Annotated in this window: 15 protein-coding genes and 1 tRNA gene; 4 read left to right on the plus strand and 12 right to left on the minus strand. The window is 66.1% G+C overall.

The window, feature by feature from the left end:
* Both ARC20_RS06965 and ARC20_RS06970 read right to left on the minus strand, forming a co-directional pair.
* Nucleotides 1-3,351, minus strand: a complete 3,351-nt coding sequence (locus tag ARC20_RS06965) for a hybrid sensor histidine kinase/response regulator (RefSeq protein WP_057646053.1) — start codon at nucleotides 3,349-3,351, stop codon at nucleotides 1-3.
* A gap of 136 nt (nucleotides 3,352-3,487) precedes the next feature.
* Nucleotides 3,488-5,722, minus strand: a complete 2,235-nt coding sequence (locus tag ARC20_RS06970; RefSeq protein WP_057646054.1) for a TonB-dependent receptor — start codon at nucleotides 5,720-5,722, stop codon at nucleotides 3,488-3,490.
* Nucleotides 5,723-5,894: 172 nt separating this feature from the next.
* Between ARC20_RS06970 and ARC20_RS06975 the strand changes: the two genes are divergently transcribed.
* From ARC20_RS06975 to ARC20_RS06985, 3 genes are all read left to right on the plus strand, one after another.
* Nucleotides 5,895-7,298 (plus strand): GntP family permease, encoded by a 1,404-nt coding sequence (locus tag ARC20_RS06975; protein WP_057646055.1) that lies wholly within the window; start codon nucleotides 5,895-5,897, stop codon nucleotides 7,296-7,298.
* A 42-nt stretch (nucleotides 7,299-7,340) separates the two neighbouring features.
* Nucleotides 7,341-7,808: an energy transducer TonB gene (locus ARC20_RS06980; RefSeq protein ID WP_081418076.1), complete on the plus strand. Its 468-nt coding sequence runs from the start codon at nucleotides 7,341-7,343 to the stop codon at nucleotides 7,806-7,808.
* 167 nt (nucleotides 7,809-7,975) lie between these two features.
* Nucleotides 7,976-8,296 (plus strand): hypothetical protein, encoded by a 321-nt coding sequence (locus ARC20_RS06985; RefSeq protein WP_057646057.1) that lies wholly within the window; start codon nucleotides 7,976-7,978, stop codon nucleotides 8,294-8,296.
* A 96-nt stretch (nucleotides 8,297-8,392) separates the two neighbouring features.
* Here the strand turns inward: ARC20_RS06985 and ARC20_RS06990 are convergent, their stop codons facing one another.
* The 7 genes from ARC20_RS06990 to ARC20_RS07020 form a co-directional block, all read right to left on the minus strand.
* Nucleotides 8,393-8,830, minus strand: a complete 438-nt coding sequence (locus tag ARC20_RS06990; protein WP_057646058.1) for a hypothetical protein — start codon at nucleotides 8,828-8,830, stop codon at nucleotides 8,393-8,395.
* Between the two features lie 61 nt (nucleotides 8,831-8,891).
* On the minus strand, nucleotides 8,892-9,464 hold the full coding sequence (locus ARC20_RS06995) for a hypothetical protein (protein WP_146165845.1): 573 nt from the start codon (nucleotides 9,462-9,464) through the stop codon (nucleotides 8,892-8,894).
* Nucleotides 9,465-9,516: 52 nt separating this feature from the next.
* On the minus strand, nucleotides 9,517-9,822 hold the full coding sequence (locus ARC20_RS07000; RefSeq protein WP_057646060.1) for a hypothetical protein: 306 nt from the start codon (nucleotides 9,820-9,822) through the stop codon (nucleotides 9,517-9,519).
* Between the two features lie 46 nt (nucleotides 9,823-9,868).
* On the minus strand, nucleotides 9,869-10,417 hold the full coding sequence (locus tag ARC20_RS07005; RefSeq protein WP_057646061.1) for a hypothetical protein: 549 nt from the start codon (nucleotides 10,415-10,417) through the stop codon (nucleotides 9,869-9,871).
* 71 nt (nucleotides 10,418-10,488) lie between these two features.
* Complete coding sequence (locus ARC20_RS07010; RefSeq protein WP_146165846.1) at nucleotides 10,489-10,854, minus strand: hypothetical protein; 366 nt, start codon at nucleotides 10,852-10,854, stop codon at nucleotides 10,489-10,491.
* 21 nt (nucleotides 10,855-10,875) lie between these two features.
* Nucleotides 10,876-11,286, minus strand: coding sequence for a hypothetical protein (locus ARC20_RS07015; RefSeq protein WP_146165847.1), 411 nt, complete (start codon nucleotides 11,284-11,286; stop codon nucleotides 10,876-10,878).
* Nucleotides 11,287-11,675: 389 nt separating this feature from the next.
* Nucleotides 11,676-11,924, minus strand: coding sequence for a hypothetical protein (locus tag ARC20_RS07020; protein ID WP_057646064.1), 249 nt, complete (start codon nucleotides 11,922-11,924; stop codon nucleotides 11,676-11,678).
* Nucleotides 11,925-12,251: 327 nt separating this feature from the next.
* Here ARC20_RS07020 and ARC20_RS07025 point away from each other — a divergent pair, with 327 nt between their 5' ends.
* Nucleotides 12,252-13,025, plus strand: a complete 774-nt coding sequence (locus ARC20_RS07025; RefSeq protein ID WP_057646065.1) for a hypothetical protein — start codon at nucleotides 12,252-12,254, stop codon at nucleotides 13,023-13,025.
* 21 nt (nucleotides 13,026-13,046) lie between these two features.
* Here the strand turns inward: ARC20_RS07025 and ARC20_RS07030 are convergent.
* From ARC20_RS07030 to queE, 3 genes are all read right to left on the minus strand, one after another.
* A tRNA-Lys gene (locus tag ARC20_RS07030) sits at nucleotides 13,047-13,122 on the minus strand.
* Nucleotides 13,123-13,191: 69 nt separating this feature from the next.
* Nucleotides 13,192-13,860, minus strand: a complete 669-nt coding sequence (gene queC / locus ARC20_RS07035; protein ID WP_057646066.1) for a 7-cyano-7-deazaguanine synthase QueC — start codon at nucleotides 13,858-13,860, stop codon at nucleotides 13,192-13,194.
* Nucleotides 13,861-13,920: 60 nt separating this feature from the next.
* On the minus strand, nucleotides 13,921-14,601 hold the full coding sequence (queE, locus tag ARC20_RS07040) for a 7-carboxy-7-deazaguanine synthase QueE (RefSeq protein ID WP_057646067.1): 681 nt from the start codon (nucleotides 14,599-14,601) through the stop codon (nucleotides 13,921-13,923).
* Between the last annotated feature and the right edge of the window lie 27 nt (nucleotides 14,602-14,628).

Genomic DNA, 14,628 nt, shown 5'->3' on the forward strand with positions numbered 1-14,628 from the left:
TCATGGCGCCGCGGGGGCGGCGCGCGCGGCCAGCAGGCGGTCGATGATGGATTTCAGCGCCAGCGGGCGCACCGGTTTCTGCAGCAGCGTCAGGCCGTGTTCGAGCACGGCGCGGCGCGTGGCCAGGCCGTCGTCGGCACTGAGGATCAACGTGGGCGCGGCGCCGAAGCGCGCGGCCAGATCGGCGTGCAACGCCACGCCGGTGTCGTCGTCGGCGAGGTGGTAGTCGAGCAGCCAGATCGCGGCGTCGTAACCATTGGCGAGCAACGCGGCGGCCTGCGTGCGGTCATGCGCGGTGCGCACCTCGCAGCCCCAGCCGCGCAACACGCCGGCCAGCGCCTGCAGCGGCTGCGCTTCGTTGTCCACGGCGAGCACGCGCAGCCCCGCCAGCGCATTGGCCGGCCGCGGTGACGGTACGGCCACCGCGCGGTGCAACAGCGGCAGGGACAGCGAGAACACCGTGCCGCGACCCGGCGCGCTGCGCAGCGCGATGGTGGCGCCGAGCAGCCGCGCGATGCGGTCGGCGATCGCCAGGCCCAGCCCGAGCCCCTGCCCCGCCGCGCCTTCGCCGCGACGGAACTCCTCGAAGATGGCGCGCTGTTCGGCCGGCGCGATGCCCGGCCCGGTGTCGTGGACCTCGATGCATACCTGCCCCTGCGCATGGCGCACGCCCAGCAGGATGCCGCCGTGCGCGGTGTAGCGCACCGCGTTGGCGAGGAAGTTCTGGATCACCCGGCGCAGCAGCTGCGGATCGGCATGCACCCAGGCGCGGCTGGCGACGTGGTCGAAGCGCAGACCACGCGAGCGGGCAAGCACGCCGAATTCGGAGGCCAGCGGGTCCAGCACATCGGCCAGGGGCAACGCGCGCGGCTGCGGCACCAGGCCGCCGGCTTCCAGGCGCGCGATGTCGAGCAGGCCGGTGAGCAGGTCGGTGGTGGAGTCCAGCGCACCGCGCACCTGCGCGGCGACCTCGCGCTGTTCCGCGCGCGCCAACTGTTGGGAAAGCGTATCGGTGAACAGCTGCGCGGCGTGCAGCGGCTGCATGAGGTCGTGGCCGATGGCAGTGAGAAAGCGGCTCTTGGCATCGTTCGCCCGCTCGGCCTCGCGCTTGGCGGCCTCCAGCAGCGCGGTGCGCTCGCCCACGCGCTGCTCCAGCGTCTCGTTGCTGCGCAGCAGCTCGGCCTCGGTCATGCGAAAGGCGGTGACGTCGGTGAAGGTCGCCACGAAGCCGCCGCCGGGCATCGGGTTGCCGCGGATCTCCACGATGCTGCCATCCGGGAACACGCGCTCGGACAGGTGCGCGGTGCCGGCGCGCATCAGCGCCAGGCGGCGGTCCACCGCGCGTTCGGCGCCGCGCTCGGGCATGCGCTGCAGCGCCCAGCGGGTCAGCTCGACGATCGGCGCGCCGACCTGCAGCAGCTCGTCCGGGAAGCCGAACATCTGCGCGTAACGACGGTTCCAGGCCACCAGCCGCTGCTCGCGGTCGATCACGCTGATGCCCTGGCTCATGTTCTGCAACGCGGCCTGCAGCACCTGTTGGTTGAAGCGCAGGTCCTGCGAGGCTTCATCGACGATGGCCGCCACCGCCTCCAGCTCCCCGCTCTCGCGGCGCGCCGCATCCAGCAGCAGGCGCGTGGACGCCGAACCCAGCACGGCGGAGAGTTCGCGCTCCATCGACGCTTCCACGTTCGCCGGCACCGGGCCGTGGCGCGGCGCGTCGGCCAGCAATTCGGCCACGCGCTCGCGGCGCAGGAAGCGCTGGCCGGCGCTGCGCAGCGTGGCCACGTCCAGGCGGCCCGGCGCGCGACGCGGCGCGTCGCCGCGCAGGTGCATCGCCACCCAGGTGACCGCCGTGCCGACGAACAGGCTCACGCCGACCGCGCGCCCCAGTGCGCTCCAGCCGGTAAGCCCGAACAGGCGATTGGGCGCCAGCCAGCTCAGGCCGAACGGCCCATGCTCCAACCAAGTGGGATCGCTGCCGAGCGCGGCCACCAGGCTTGGCGCCAGCAGCACCCACGCCCACGCGGCGAAGCCAGCCACCACGCCGGCGATGGCCGCGCGTGCCGGCGTCTGCGGCCGCCACAAGGCGAAGCCGAGCACCGGCGCCAGCGTGGCCAGCGCGGAGAACGACACCGCGCCCACGTCGGCCAGTGCGTCGTTGCCGCTGATCATGCGGCTGTAGGCCCAGGCGAGCAGCATGATCGCCACGATGCCGGTGCGGCGCAGCAGCAGCAGGTCGCCTCGGCGGTCCGCATCGCCGGCCCGGCCGGTGCGCGACCACGCGCCACGCAACAGACCCGGCGCGAACCAGTGGTTGCCGATCATCAAACTCAACGTGAGCGTGCTCACCACCACCATGCCGGTGGCCGCGCTCAGGCCACCGAGGAAGGCGAACAGCGCGATGCCCTTGTGCCCATAGGCAAACGGCAGCGCCAGCGCGTACATGTCCGAGGGCACGCCGTCGCCCAGCAGCGCGGCGCCGGCCTTGGCCAGCGGCAGCGCCGGCAGCGCGATCAACAGCAGGTAAAGCGGGAACTGCCAGCGCGCGGTACGCACGTCGCGCTCGTCACGGCATTCCACCACGCCGACATGGAACTGGTGCGGCAGGATGAACATCGCCAGCGCGCCCAGCAGCAACAGCGGCACGAAGCCGCCGGCGGCGCCGGCAGGTGGCGTCACGGGCGCAGGCGTCTGCGGCAGGTCCAGCCCGAGCCAGACGAAGGTGCCCAGGGCGAGCATCGCCGCGAGCTTGAATAGCGACTCGAACGCCATCGCCAGCACCAGCCCGCGGTTGTGCTCGGTGGCACTGGCGCGGCGGGTGCCGAACAGCATCGCAAACAGCGCCATCGCCAGCGCGACATAGAGCGCGCCATCACGCCAGAACGGCAGGCCCTGCGCGTGGCCGGGAATATGCAGCGTGAGCGTGGCGAAGCTCATCGCCACCGCCTTGAGCTGCAGCGCGATGTACGGAATGAGCCCGAGCGCCGCCACCAGCGTGACCACGGCGGCGAGCCAGGCGTCCTTGCCGAGGCGGCTGGCGATGAGGTCGGCCAGCGAGGTGGCGTTGCTTTCGCGCGCCAGCCGCACCAGCTTCATCATGAAGCCGACGGCGAGCGCGTAGAACAGGATCGCGCCGACGAACGTCGGCGGCAGCGGCCAGCCGTAGCGCACCGCCTGGGTGACGGTGCCGTAGAAGGTCCACGAGGTGCAATGCACCGCCAGCGACAGCGCATACACATGCCGCCAGTGGCGGGCGAACACGGTAGGCCGGCGCTCGCCGAACAGCGCGGTGCCGAACATCAACGCCAGCCACGCGAAACCGGCGGCAGCCACCGTCCACAGGCTCAACATCCGCCGATGCCCCGTGAACCCTGCGGCTGGCTGGAACGACTGCTGGCCACGCTCCCCTCCCCGTTCGCGCCCGCCGAGAATAACGCAACGGGAACGGGCACAGGCCCGTCCCCGCCGCGTCCCCGGGAGCGCGTGCTCAGAAGCGGTAGCGCGCGGTCAGCGAGTACAGGCGCGGCGGCCCGTAGAAGCCGGTCAGCACGCCATAGGCGGCGATGTTGTAGCCGGTGGTGCGGTATTCCTCGTCGGTGAGGTTGCTGCCCTCCAGCGAGAACGTCCAGGCATCGTTCGCCCGCCAGATCACGCCCGCGTTGAGCAGGCCGTAACCGGGCTGCATGATCAGCGGGCTCAGGTCCGTGGTCGGCCACACCTCGCTCTGGTAGGAGTACGACACGCGCGCGGAGAGGTTGCCGCCGTTGGCCAGCGCGGTGCGGTATTCCACGTTGAGCGCGCCGGAGAAGTCCGGGGCGTTGGTGAAGCGCTGGGTGTCGGCGATGTTGACGCCGCGGTCGATGAACTCGTCGTACTTCGCATCCAGCCAGGCCAGGTTGCCGCTGATCATCCAGTGCTCGGTCGGCAGGAGCTGGAACTCGGCTTCCATGCCCTGCACGTGGCCCTTGCCGGCGTTGGTGAAGTCGCCGAAGAAGGTCTGCGTGCCATTGGGCAGCGTGTACTCGGTGAATACCGAGAGCTGGATGTCCTTGTAGTTGTTGTAGAAGTAGGCCAGGTTGAGGAAGGCGCGCTGGTCCCAGAAGCCCATCTTGGTACCGATCTCGTAGCTGTCGACGGTCTCGTCGTCGAACGGCTCGCCCGAGCGCGGCACGGCGGTGGTATTGGCGCGGATGTTGAAGCCGCCGGACTTGAAGCCGCGGCTGGCCGACACGTACGCCATGATGTCCGGGGTGATCTGGTAATCCAGCGAGGCCTTCGGCGAGACGTTCTTGAAGTTCACCGTCTTGTCGAAGTTGGCCGCCGTGCCCCATGAGGTGGTGTAGGTGGTATCGGTGAAGAAGCGGTTCAACGCGACCGCGTGCTTGTCCTCGTCCGTGTAGCGCGCGCCCAGGTCCAGCTTCAGGCGCTGGGTGAGGTCGAACGTCCAGTCGGCGTAGACGGCCAGGCTCTGCGTGTTGACGTAGCCCTGGGTGTCGCCGAGCAGCGGGTTGGTCAGCGAGGCCGGCAGCAGCGGGTTGGAGAAGTAGTTCAGCACGCGGCCGCCGGCATCGCCGTCGAACCAGTACAGGCCCATCACGCCACGCGCGCGGCCGCCGCCGTCGAAATTGACCTGCAGCTCGTTGCTGACCTGGTTGTCGTTGTACAGCGCATGCACGTCCACCAGCTTCAGCGGCGTGGTGTCGAAGTCGATGTTGGTGTCGGTGTCGGACTCGCGCTTGGCGATGACGTACTTGAACACCCAGTTGTCGGTGGCGCGCCAGTTCACCGTGGCCGAGGCGCCCTTCATCGTGGTGTCGTTGACGTTGCCCATGCCGCTGCGGATGTCGTAGCGCGAGGACAACGGCGGATAGGCCGGCGCCAGCGGGTTGGCCGCCAGCATCTGCGCGCCGCGCACGCCGGACTGGTCGTCCATCCAGTCCAGCGCGAACTGGATGTCCAGGTCGTCGCCCGCATAGGCGCCCAGCTGCAGGCGCGCGGCGTTGATCTGCTTGTCGCTCACCGGCTGGCCGTTGAGGGTGTTTTCGCCGTAGCCGTCATGGTTGAGGCTGGCCACCGCCACGCGGGCGCGCAGGCCGCTGTCGTGGCCGCCGATGGCGCCGCCCAGGCCGGCCTTGGCATCGAGCTGGCCATAGTTGCCCACGCGCACCTCGGCGAAGCCTTCCGGGTCCTGGGTGAGGCCGCGCGAGATGTACTTGATCGCGCCGCCAATGGTGTTCTTGCCGTACAGCGTGCCCTGCGGACCGCGCAGCACTTCGATGCGGCCGACGTCGAACACGTCCAGCAGCGCACCCTGCGGGCGGGCGATGTAGACATCGTCCAGGTAGATGCCCACGCCGGGGTCCACGCCCCACAGCGGGTCGGACTGGCCGATGCCGCGGATGTAGGCGGTGACCGTGCTGGTGGAACCGCGCGCGGCGTAGATGGTCAGGTTCGGCACCTGCTCGTCGAGGTCGCCGATGTCCTGGATATCGAGCTTGTCGATGGCTTCCGGGGTGAACGCGGTTACCGCGACCGGCACTTCCTGCAGCGTTTCCTCGCGCTTGCGGGCGCTGACGGTGATCGATTCCAGCGTGGTCGGGCCACGGTCCGACGTGCTGCCGGTGGCTGGCGTGCCAGTGCCGGCGTCCTGCGCCAGCGCCGGCATGGCGATGGCCGCCAGCAAGGCGCCCCCGATGGCCCGGCTCAAACGATTGCGATGCATGGTCTCCCTCCTCCCAGGTATGACTCGGCCAGGCGGCTGCTGCCGCCCATGACCGTGAAGGCTAGGGCCTGCCGCGCCGGCGAGGCATCGTACGTTTGTACAGGTGCCGCGGCCGCGGGCGGCTCCGGATACTCGCGGCCATCGCAACCTCGGCCGTGCCCGGGAGTCATGGATGTCCTTTCTGATCGTGCTGGCGGCCCTGTGCTTCCTGATGTTCGTCGCCTACCGCGGATACAGCGTGATCCTGTTCGCGCCGGTGGCCGCGCTGGGCGCGGTGCTGCTCACCGACCCGGCGCTGGTGGCGCCGATGTTCACCGGCTTGTTCATGGACAAGATGGTGGGCTTTTTGAAGCTCTACTTCCCGGTGTTCCTGCTGGGCGCGGTGTTCGGCAAGCTGATCGAGATTTCCGGGTTTTCCAAGGCCATCGTGGCGGCGACCATCCGGCTGGTGGGGCCGCAGCGGGCGATCCTGTCGATCGTGCTGGTGTGCGCGCTGCTGACCTACGGCGGCGTCTCGCTGTTCGTGGTGGTGTTCGCGGTGTACCCGTTCGCGGCCGAGCTGTTCCGCCAGAACGCGATTCCCAAGCGGCTGATTCCCGGCACCATCGCGCTGGGCGCCTTCACCTTCACGATGGATGCGCTGCCGGGCACGCCGCAGATCCAGAACATCATCCCGACCTCGTTCTTCGGCACCACTGCCTGGGCCGCGCCGGTGCTGGGCACGCTGGGCAGCGTGCTGATCCTGGGGCTGGGCATGGCCTACCTGGAATGGCGGCGGCGCGTGGCGCTGCGCGCGAACGAGGGCTATGCGGGCGATGCGGAGCTGCGCAACGAACCGGCGCGCTTCGAGGACGGCAGGCTGCCGCACCCGATGCTGGCGATCGCACCGCTGCTGGTGGTGGGCGTGGTGAACTTCGCGCTGACGCGGTGGATTCCCGGCTGGTATGGGGAGAGCGCGAGCTTCGCGCCCTCGGCCATCGGCACGCCGGCGCCAGTGGTGCAGGAGGTGGCGAAGGTGGCGGCGATCTGGGCCGTGTTGGGCGCTTTGTTGGCCGGCATCGCCTGCGTATTGGCCTGCGCGTGGCGCGTGGTATTCGCGCGCTTCGCCGAAGGCAGCAGGCAGGCGGTGGGCGGCGCGCTGCTCGCGGCGATGAATACCGCTTCCGAGTACGGGTTTGGTGCGGTGGTGGCCGCGTTGCCGGGGTTTCTGGTGGTCGCCAGGGCGCTGGAGCGGATTCCGGATCCGCTGGTGAACCAGGCGGTGTCGGTGACGGCGCTGGCGGGCATCACCGGTTCGGCTTCCGGCGGGCTGGGGATCGCGCTGGCCGCGATGGGGCAGAGCTTCATCGCCAATGCGCAGGCGGCGGGGATTCCGATGGAGGTGCTGCACCGGGTGGCGTCGATGGCCTCCGGCGGCATGGATACGTTGCCGCACAACGGCGCGGTGATCACGCTGCTGGCGGTGACGGGGTTGAGCCACCGGCAGTCTTACCGGGACATCTTTGCGATCACGTTGATCAAGACGCTGGCGGTGTTTGCGGTGATCGGGATTTATGGGGTGACGGGGTGGGTGTAGCTGTAGACTTCCCGGCACAAGCCCACGGGGAGGGTTTCCTGCATGAAGCACGTATTGCTAGTCGTCGCTAGCGTCTTGATGGCCGCGATGTCCGGCCCTGTCACCGCACAAGCCGTCGCCGTTACCGAGAAGCCCGCGCCGGGCGTCATTGATACGCAGAGTGGTACGGGCGTCGATAAGGATGCCTACAACGCGCTCATCGACAAGATGGATCAAGGCGATGCCTGCGGCGAAGATTGTGACCGGATCGCGCGCCTGGTGTCCGGCAACGCGCCGGTCATGCCATATGACGCGGATGGGCAAACGCCCGTGACGGGCGAAGTCGCGATCATCTTCATCATCGATGAGAGCGGCCTGACTTCGAACTTCCGCATCGAACGCTCGACCTCGCCCCAGCTATCGGCGGCGGCAATAGCCGCGGTGCAAAGCTGGCGGTTCACGCCCGCGCTGAAGGCGGGAAAGCCGGTGAGCATGCAGGCACGGCAGATTTTTCCGTTCGTGTTGCCGTAGGCTCGAGGAAGAGGATCGCCCCATGCCACGACAGGTATCCGAGGCCAGCTTACGCGAGTACCAGGAACTGGTCGCGTTTCTTGATCTCCATCTCACCCACGTCGTCCGCATGCCGCCGAGCATTTCCCTTTCATGCCGTGGCGGAACGGGTGGTAGCGGACATAGGCATGTCCAAGGCCCTTTCCGGACTCCGTCTCGGCGTGCAGGACAGCCTGCAACACTTCGACCACTGCACGCCGGAACAGTTGGCATCGCTGGATGCACTTCTCCGGGCTCGCGGCTTCGTGAGCGTCTCCGAGCTTCGGCGCAGGTATTCGCGGAAGTATCGGGGCGTGCTCAAGCGCGGGGTTATCCGGAGCGAAGAGGAGTACTACCTGGTCAAGTCCATTCTGGATGATCGGTGGGAAGCGCTTTCCGAAGAAGAGCAGGTACAGCTCGGATCATGGCTGTTGGCGTTCGAGAAGCGTGCAGCCGACGCGAAGCAGTGACGCGCTCCGATATCGGGATCGCATACGGGTTTTGCCAAGTACGCGGGGAGTTCCTCCGCGGAAGCGAAGGAGATACCCAGGTTTCCAGGCAGGTCATCAGGATGCGGACACCCTGGATTGATCTTCCACTGGCCCGGACCAGCGGTAGGTAGTGGCACCGAACAGGCGCCTGGACCACCAGCCGCGCGGCTTGCCCGCAGGCCCGTAGCCCCCTGCGGCGCCTGTCCCATAGAACTGGATCTCGTCTGCCAGCAAGGCCGTGATGAAATCGAAGACCTTCCGGGCGATGACTTCCGGACGCGCATCGACGGAGCACTCATGGTCGTCCGCGCCCCAATGGCTGTGGGCGAACGTACCGATATGCACCATGGCCTCGTCATCCTGATCCTCGATGACGAGCTCGCCCACCGCTTCGGATGGGGAGCGAATGACGAGTTCCGTGCCCCCGTCCGCGGCGCGGAGCTGGTAAGGCACGTCTGGCATTTCCGTGGAGAGCCTGCGCGCCAGACTCGCGAGGATGGCGGGGATTGTCATCAGCTTACCGTCCAGTCATATGCCTTCATGCCACCACGAGCAGAACACGACACCCCTCCATTCACCACGGCTTGTACCAAGCCTTCCTGACCGCCGCATGGGTCGCCCCAAGCGCAGGGGGAACAGTCTTGCTGCCTTCGATGAACCCGATCATCGCTACATTGAATCCAACCTCCGCCCCGATGCTACCCACGCACTCCTTCACGATGAACGCGGTAGCCAACGCCGTGCAGCGCACAAATTCCTCGGAGCTCAGACCATGTCGCTTGGAAATCCGCATCGCATCATCTTGAAGCAGGGAGAGCGACTGCAGTGTTGTGAGCGTGGGTTCCGCGCCCCTGGCCGCTGTCGACGAGGACTTCGCGAACGAAACTCCAGCGCTGGAGAGAAATTCGCACACAATCTCCGTGAGAAGCGGCCACTTTTCGTTGGCCTCATTCGACAGCATCACGGTTCCCGGCTCGACACCTTCAGTCATGAAGCCGAAAGAGCGAAATAGCATGCTGCCCGCGAGTCGTGCAGCACTCGCGATTGCAGTCTCCGGGTGAACTGCCCTGCCCTTCGACCCGACTTTGCTTGCGATCAAGTCAACGAGTTCGCCCGTCGCAGCAGCCTGCGCACTGGAAATATCCAACAGCTCTCTCCTTCTGTACCCCAGCACGTGATTCTTCTGTCAGGCTGTGCCGTCAGAACGACTTCCCGAAGAACGGGGAGATATCGAAATAGATATCGAGATTCTCGCCGCTCGGCAACGTGATGCTGATGACATCCATCGGGCCCGGCGACATGCGCAGCGCCTGTCCCCGCAACGTCGCGCCGGGATAGCGCTGTTCGATCCAGGCGCGCTCCGCGGGAATGCTCGGCACTTTGACGGCCGTTTTGGTGGTCAGGCCATCCTTGCCGCTCCCCTGATCCTGACCGGAAGCCACCGCGGCGGACTGGCACCCCGCGAGGACGAACGCAAGCGCAACGACGAAGACTCGGAAATTCATGATGCCCGCCTTGTGATCAAGAATCCTGGGTTATGCCGAGCCGCGATCATTTGCGCGCCCTGACAACAATTGGATTGCCGCATTCCGGACAGAACTTGTCCCCGGGCCAGTTTTTGTGGCCGAGGCTGCATACCGCCGGCCCCAGCAGTTCCGGCTTCTTGAACACGGAGTACGTGATCGCAAAGGCGAAGTAGTAGAAGACCATCCAATGACCTGAGAACCCGCGAATCACCGCCGGGTCCATCGACGCATCGTTCGCACCGTCTGCGACGCCCCTTGCGACGAGGAAGAAATTCAGCATGGCGTAGCCAAACAGTCCGAACGCCGTATAGCGCATCCAGGCTGGGCAGCCCGACAGCGCCTGCTTCCAGAACCCCCGTCCGCCCGGGCTCCACCCGGAGATTCGCCCGCCACGCCCCATCTTCGACGCCAGCAGCACGGTCGGCAGCCAGACCAGGAAGACGCCGCCATGAAGCACGAAAACCGAATCGCCCAAGTGCAGGTCGATCCCGAGCAATGCCGTGATATGAGCCAAGACGCTCAACAGCAGCCCGATGGCCGAGAGCACAAGCACGGGCTTTACCAGATACTTCATTTTGATCCCCCCCTGGGATTGGGCAGAGGGTAAAGCAACCAAGGCCCTCGGAACAGGGCTGGGCCGACAGGTCAGGTAATCGACATATCCACCCCGTTGGCCCGCACGGCCACGAGCATCCGGTCGATGAGTTCTGCGGGCGTTCTGTAGTCCTGGCATTCTGCCGTCCACGGATGTGCGCCGTGCACTTCCACTCCGTCTTCGTAAACGAACAGGAATGTGGCGATCCCGGGCAGGTCGCATCGCAGGTAGGTTTCCCTGTTCCCGCATCGCGAAAACGCAATGTCGGCTACAACCGCGGATAGCGCCGCCACGGCGGAGCGCTGGAATGGCGTCAGGCCATCATCACCCACTGCATCCTGGCCTGCCCACGCAGCTCGCCACTCACGCGCTGCGGATTGCCAATTTCGCAGCCGCGTCTTCCATTTCGAGAACACGGCGCTATCTCCGTTTCGACGTCACCGGGATTCGTCCCGACGTTGGTAGATGAACCACTCGCCCGCCTTGCCGCGCTCGAGGTCAGTGGTGCGCACGAACGCAGGTTTGTGACGGTAGAAGAACGCCTCGGCCTGCACGGGAATCGCCGGCGCCTGCCCTTCAGGCACGGGCTCGAAGTACAGCTGAGCCCCCTCGATTCGCCAGATGCCGTGAAAGGCCACGGAATCCTGGCCGAGGTGCCCGTATAGCGTGTTGATGTAGGAGCCATCCTCGTGCAACTCAAGCGACTCCTCGAAGCCCGCATGCCCCATGTCATAGGTGCCGATGATTTCGGACTTCGTGGGTGCGCGATCGGGACCGTGGACGAGAAACGCGCAGCCGCTCAATAGCGCTGCGCCGAGGAGAATCGGGAACCGAAGCACCATGCTCATCTCGATATGAAAGCCCTTCAACACGATTGCCGACGAAAAGAAGTGGACATTTCTCGACAAGCTGGCGCACCACTCACTTTCGGCTCATCGCCCCCTCTGCAAGTGCCGCATAAGCTCCCCAATGCTCTCCCTGTCGATTCCGTGGTTGATCGACGGCGTAGCCAGGAAGAAGAGGACTTCATTGAGCAGCTCCTCATTTTCCGGAGAAAACCCAACATCTTCTCGTCCCTCCAGGTTGCCAGCCCATTCGCCCAACCTCTGCGATCAACGACGCAGATGCAGATGCAGATGGTTCATCAAACGTCACGAGCTTTGCAAGGAGTTCCGCGCGACGGTTCATTCGTTGCGACCAACAGCTTTTCTAGACTCCCACTGAGATCCGGCGGCGCTTACGCCGCCGGATTTTCCTCAAAGATGAGCCATGCAATGCCGCGCTGCTCGAAGTTCAGCACCCTGACATTGCCGGCGGCATCGGTATAGCGGGCCGCCGCGACCTTCGTTGCGTCGCCCAGGAAACTAAGCACCACCCATGCAACCGTCGGATCGCGCTGCGCAAGGAACTGCCGCGCCGCGCGACCAGGCGTACTGGCTTCGAATACTGCGATTTCTTCCAGCGTCAAATCGGGAAACTCATGCATAGCTGGCTCCATCAGCGAGTTCGGGGCCGAGCGTATGAATGCGTTGCTGTATGCTCCCAATCCAAGCCGAATCGTCGTCAGGCCAGGTTCCGTTTGGTGTGCAGTTCGTGAGCAGCCGACATGGTGCAACGACGCTTCCTCAGGCGACTTCAAGGCATTGAACACTGCTGTCGCGCACAAGGATCTGTGACAAGGGGACAACATGAAGCGCAACATCTGCTGGCCACCTCGGCGTGCGCAGTGCTGATCGCATGCGCATATGGCTGCATGCATTGGAGATCGGACATCGATTCGATCGGGGCATCCCCGAGAGCGGAAGCGGCCTCGATGAGCCCCATCCCGTTCGACAAGAATATGGGCGCTGCGGACAGCCACGGAACCTCATCGCCGACAAAGGTCTCGAACGAGTCGCTACAGAAGTTTCTGACGACGAAAGCTCGTGCCGAAGCGGGGAGTGCTGTCGCCCAGCGGGAGCTGGCCGAAATGTACGGACGGTGCATCCCGGTCAATATCAATCCGAGGAGATTCTTGCAGAGCATCGATGCAATAACGGCGCTGTCCAAATCGCCCGCAAATGCGGAGGGGATGAAGCGCGTTGCCCGGGTGACCGCGGATGAGTGCGCATCAGTCGATAACGGGGCGATCATTCCGCTCGAAGCGCACGACCTGTGGCTTCAGCAGGCTGCAAAGCAGGGAGACCTCGCCGCCCAGGCCCAAGTCTTCATGCGACCTGGCAAACGCCCGCAAGGCGACGAACTGCGGAAATTCATGGACCAGGTCGTGGCCAGCAACGACCCCACCGCCATGTTCGAGATGGGGCAATTGGTTGAGGGGAATCCCTCCGGTGACGGCGCGGGCAGGTATTCCAGCGTCGCGGGTGACACCTTGACCGGCTACGCATGGAGCATCGTCGCCTGCCAGCGCGGACTGGACTGCGGAGCTGGCTCGCCGATCATGAATTCGGTGTGTCTCAACACCGGTGGCTGCTCCAGCCCGGATTTCGAGTCGTTCGTGCGGGACTATATTGTCACTACCGGCGATGCCGCCTTGCTCAATAGCAAGATCCAAGAAGTGGGCAGCCTTTTGCCCAACTCGAACTAGATGCAAGTGACTGCAAAAAAATGGTGGGCCGTGAAGGATTCGAACCTTCGACCAAAAGATTAAAAGTCTTCTGCTCTACCGACTGAGCTAACGGCCCTTGCGCGCCCGGCCTTGCACCGGGGCGTGCATTCTACCCCAGCGGGGGCCGGGGGCGAAGTCCTGCAGTTCAGGCATACCGGGTCGGGTCGGACACGCCGGCGTCGGCGAAGCCCGCCGCGCGCAGGCGGCAGGCATCGCAATGCCCGCATGCGCGGCCGTCCGCGTCGGCCTGGTAGCACGACACGGTCAGGCCGAAATCCACGCCCAGGCGCACGCCCTCGCGCACGATGTCCGCCTTGCTCAGGAACTGCAGCGGCGCATGCACGCGCAGGCCCGCGCCTTCCACGCCCGCCTTCGTGGCGAGGTTGGCCAGCGCCTGGAACGCGGCGATGAACTCCGGGCGGCAATCCGGGTAGCCGGAATAGTCCACCGCGTTGACGCCGCAGAAGATGTCGTTCGCGCCCAGCACTTCCGCCCAGCCCAGGGCCAGCGACAGCATGATGGTGTTGCGCGCCGGCACGTAAGTCGAGGGAATGCCCTCCCCGCCCGCTTCCGGCACGTCGATGGCGTCATCCGTCAGGGCTGAGCCGCCGATGCTGCGCAGGTCCACGTCCACCACCTTGTGCGCGACCACGCCCAGCGCTTCGGCCACGCGCGCGGCGGCGGCCAGTTCGGAAGTATGGCGCTGGCCGTAGCGCACGCTCAGCGCATGCACGGCGAAGCCCTGCTCCTGGGCGATGGCGATGACGGCGGCGGAGTCCATGCCACCGGAAAGGAGGACGACGGCTTTCTTCATGGGAAACGGCTTCGAAGGGGGTGGGACAAGCCTACGCCAGCGCGGCGCGGGCCGCGCGGGTCAACGGCCCGGCTCGTCGTTCCACAGCAGCTTGTGCAGCTGCATCTGGAAGCGCACTGGCAGGCGGTCGGCGACGATCCAGTCGGCCAGCTCGCGCGGCGTGACTTCGCTCTTGCTCGGTGAGAACCACACGGTGCACACGCGGTCCAGGCCGCGCTCGCGCACGATCTCGCGCGCCCATTCGTAATCGGCGCGGCTGCACAGCACGAACTTGATCTGGTCGCGCGCGGTGAGCAGCGGCAGGTTTTCCCAGCGGTTGCGGTGTTCCTCGGCCGAGCCGGGGGTCTTGATGTCCACCACGCGCGACACCCGCGGATCGACCTCGGCCACATCCAGCGCACCGGAGGTTTCCAGCGAGACGTCGAGCCCGGCGTCGCACAGGCGGCGCAGCAGCACCAGGCAGCGCTTCTGCGCCAGCGGCTCGCCACCGGTCACGCAGACGTGGCGCACGCCCTGGTCGAGCACGTGCTTGACGATGTCGTCGATGTCCCACCATTCGCCGCCATGGAAGGCGTAGGCCGTATCGCAGTACTGGCAGCGCAGCGGGCAGCCGGTCAGGCGCACGAACACGGTCGGCCAGCCGGCGGTGTCGGCTTCGCCCTGCAGGGACAGGAAAATTTCGGTGATCTTCAATCGCGGCAGGGGCGACTGGATGATCTCGCTGGGGACGGCGGCGTTCATGGCGGGGAATTATGCGCCCGCCCGGCA

The sequence above is a fragment of the Stenotrophomonas panacihumi genome (assembly GCF_001431645.1).
Lineage (GTDB): Bacteria > Pseudomonadota > Gammaproteobacteria > Xanthomonadales > Xanthomonadaceae > Stenotrophomonas_A > Stenotrophomonas_A panacihumi.

Excerpts from the sequence above, each read along its gene's own strand:
- ARC20_RS06965 (WP_057646053.1), bottom strand. The coding sequence starts at position 3,351 with ATGTTGAGCCTGTGGACGGTGGCTGCCGCCGGTTTCGCGTGGCTGGCG.
- ARC20_RS06970 (WP_057646054.1), bottom strand. The coding sequence starts at position 5,722 with ATGCATCGCAATCGTTTGAGCCGGGCCATCGGGGGCGCCTTGCTGGCG.
- ARC20_RS06975 (WP_057646055.1), top strand. The coding sequence starts at position 5,895 with ATGTCCTTTCTGATCGTGCTGGCGGCCCTGTGCTTCCTGATGTTCGTC.
- ARC20_RS06980 (WP_081418076.1), top strand. The coding sequence starts at position 7,341 with ATGAAGCACGTATTGCTAGTCGTCGCTAGCGTCTTGATGGCCGCGATG.
- ARC20_RS06985 (WP_057646057.1), top strand. The coding sequence starts at position 7,976 with ATGTCCAAGGCCCTTTCCGGACTCCGTCTCGGCGTGCAGGACAGCCTG.
- ARC20_RS06990 (WP_057646058.1), bottom strand. The coding sequence starts at position 8,830 with ATGACAATCCCCGCCATCCTCGCGAGTCTGGCGCGCAGGCTCTCCACG.
- ARC20_RS07000 (WP_057646060.1), bottom strand. The coding sequence starts at position 9,822 with ATGAATTTCCGAGTCTTCGTCGTTGCGCTTGCGTTCGTCCTCGCGGGG.
- ARC20_RS07005 (WP_057646061.1), bottom strand. The coding sequence starts at position 10,417 with ATGAAGTATCTGGTAAAGCCCGTGCTTGTGCTCTCGGCCATCGGGCTG.
- ARC20_RS07015 (WP_146165847.1), bottom strand. The coding sequence starts at position 11,286 with ATGAGCATGGTGCTTCGGTTCCCGATTCTCCTCGGCGCAGCGCTATTG.
- ARC20_RS07020 (WP_057646064.1), bottom strand. The coding sequence starts at position 11,924 with ATGCATGAGTTTCCCGATTTGACGCTGGAAGAAATCGCAGTATTCGAA.
- ARC20_RS07025 (WP_057646065.1), top strand. The coding sequence starts at position 12,252 with ATGAGCCCCATCCCGTTCGACAAGAATATGGGCGCTGCGGACAGCCAC.
- queC (WP_057646066.1), bottom strand. The coding sequence starts at position 13,860 with ATGAAGAAAGCCGTCGTCCTCCTTTCCGGTGGCATGGACTCCGCCGCC.
- queE (WP_057646067.1), bottom strand. The coding sequence starts at position 14,601 with ATGAACGCCGCCGTCCCCAGCGAGATCATCCAGTCGCCCCTGCCGCGA.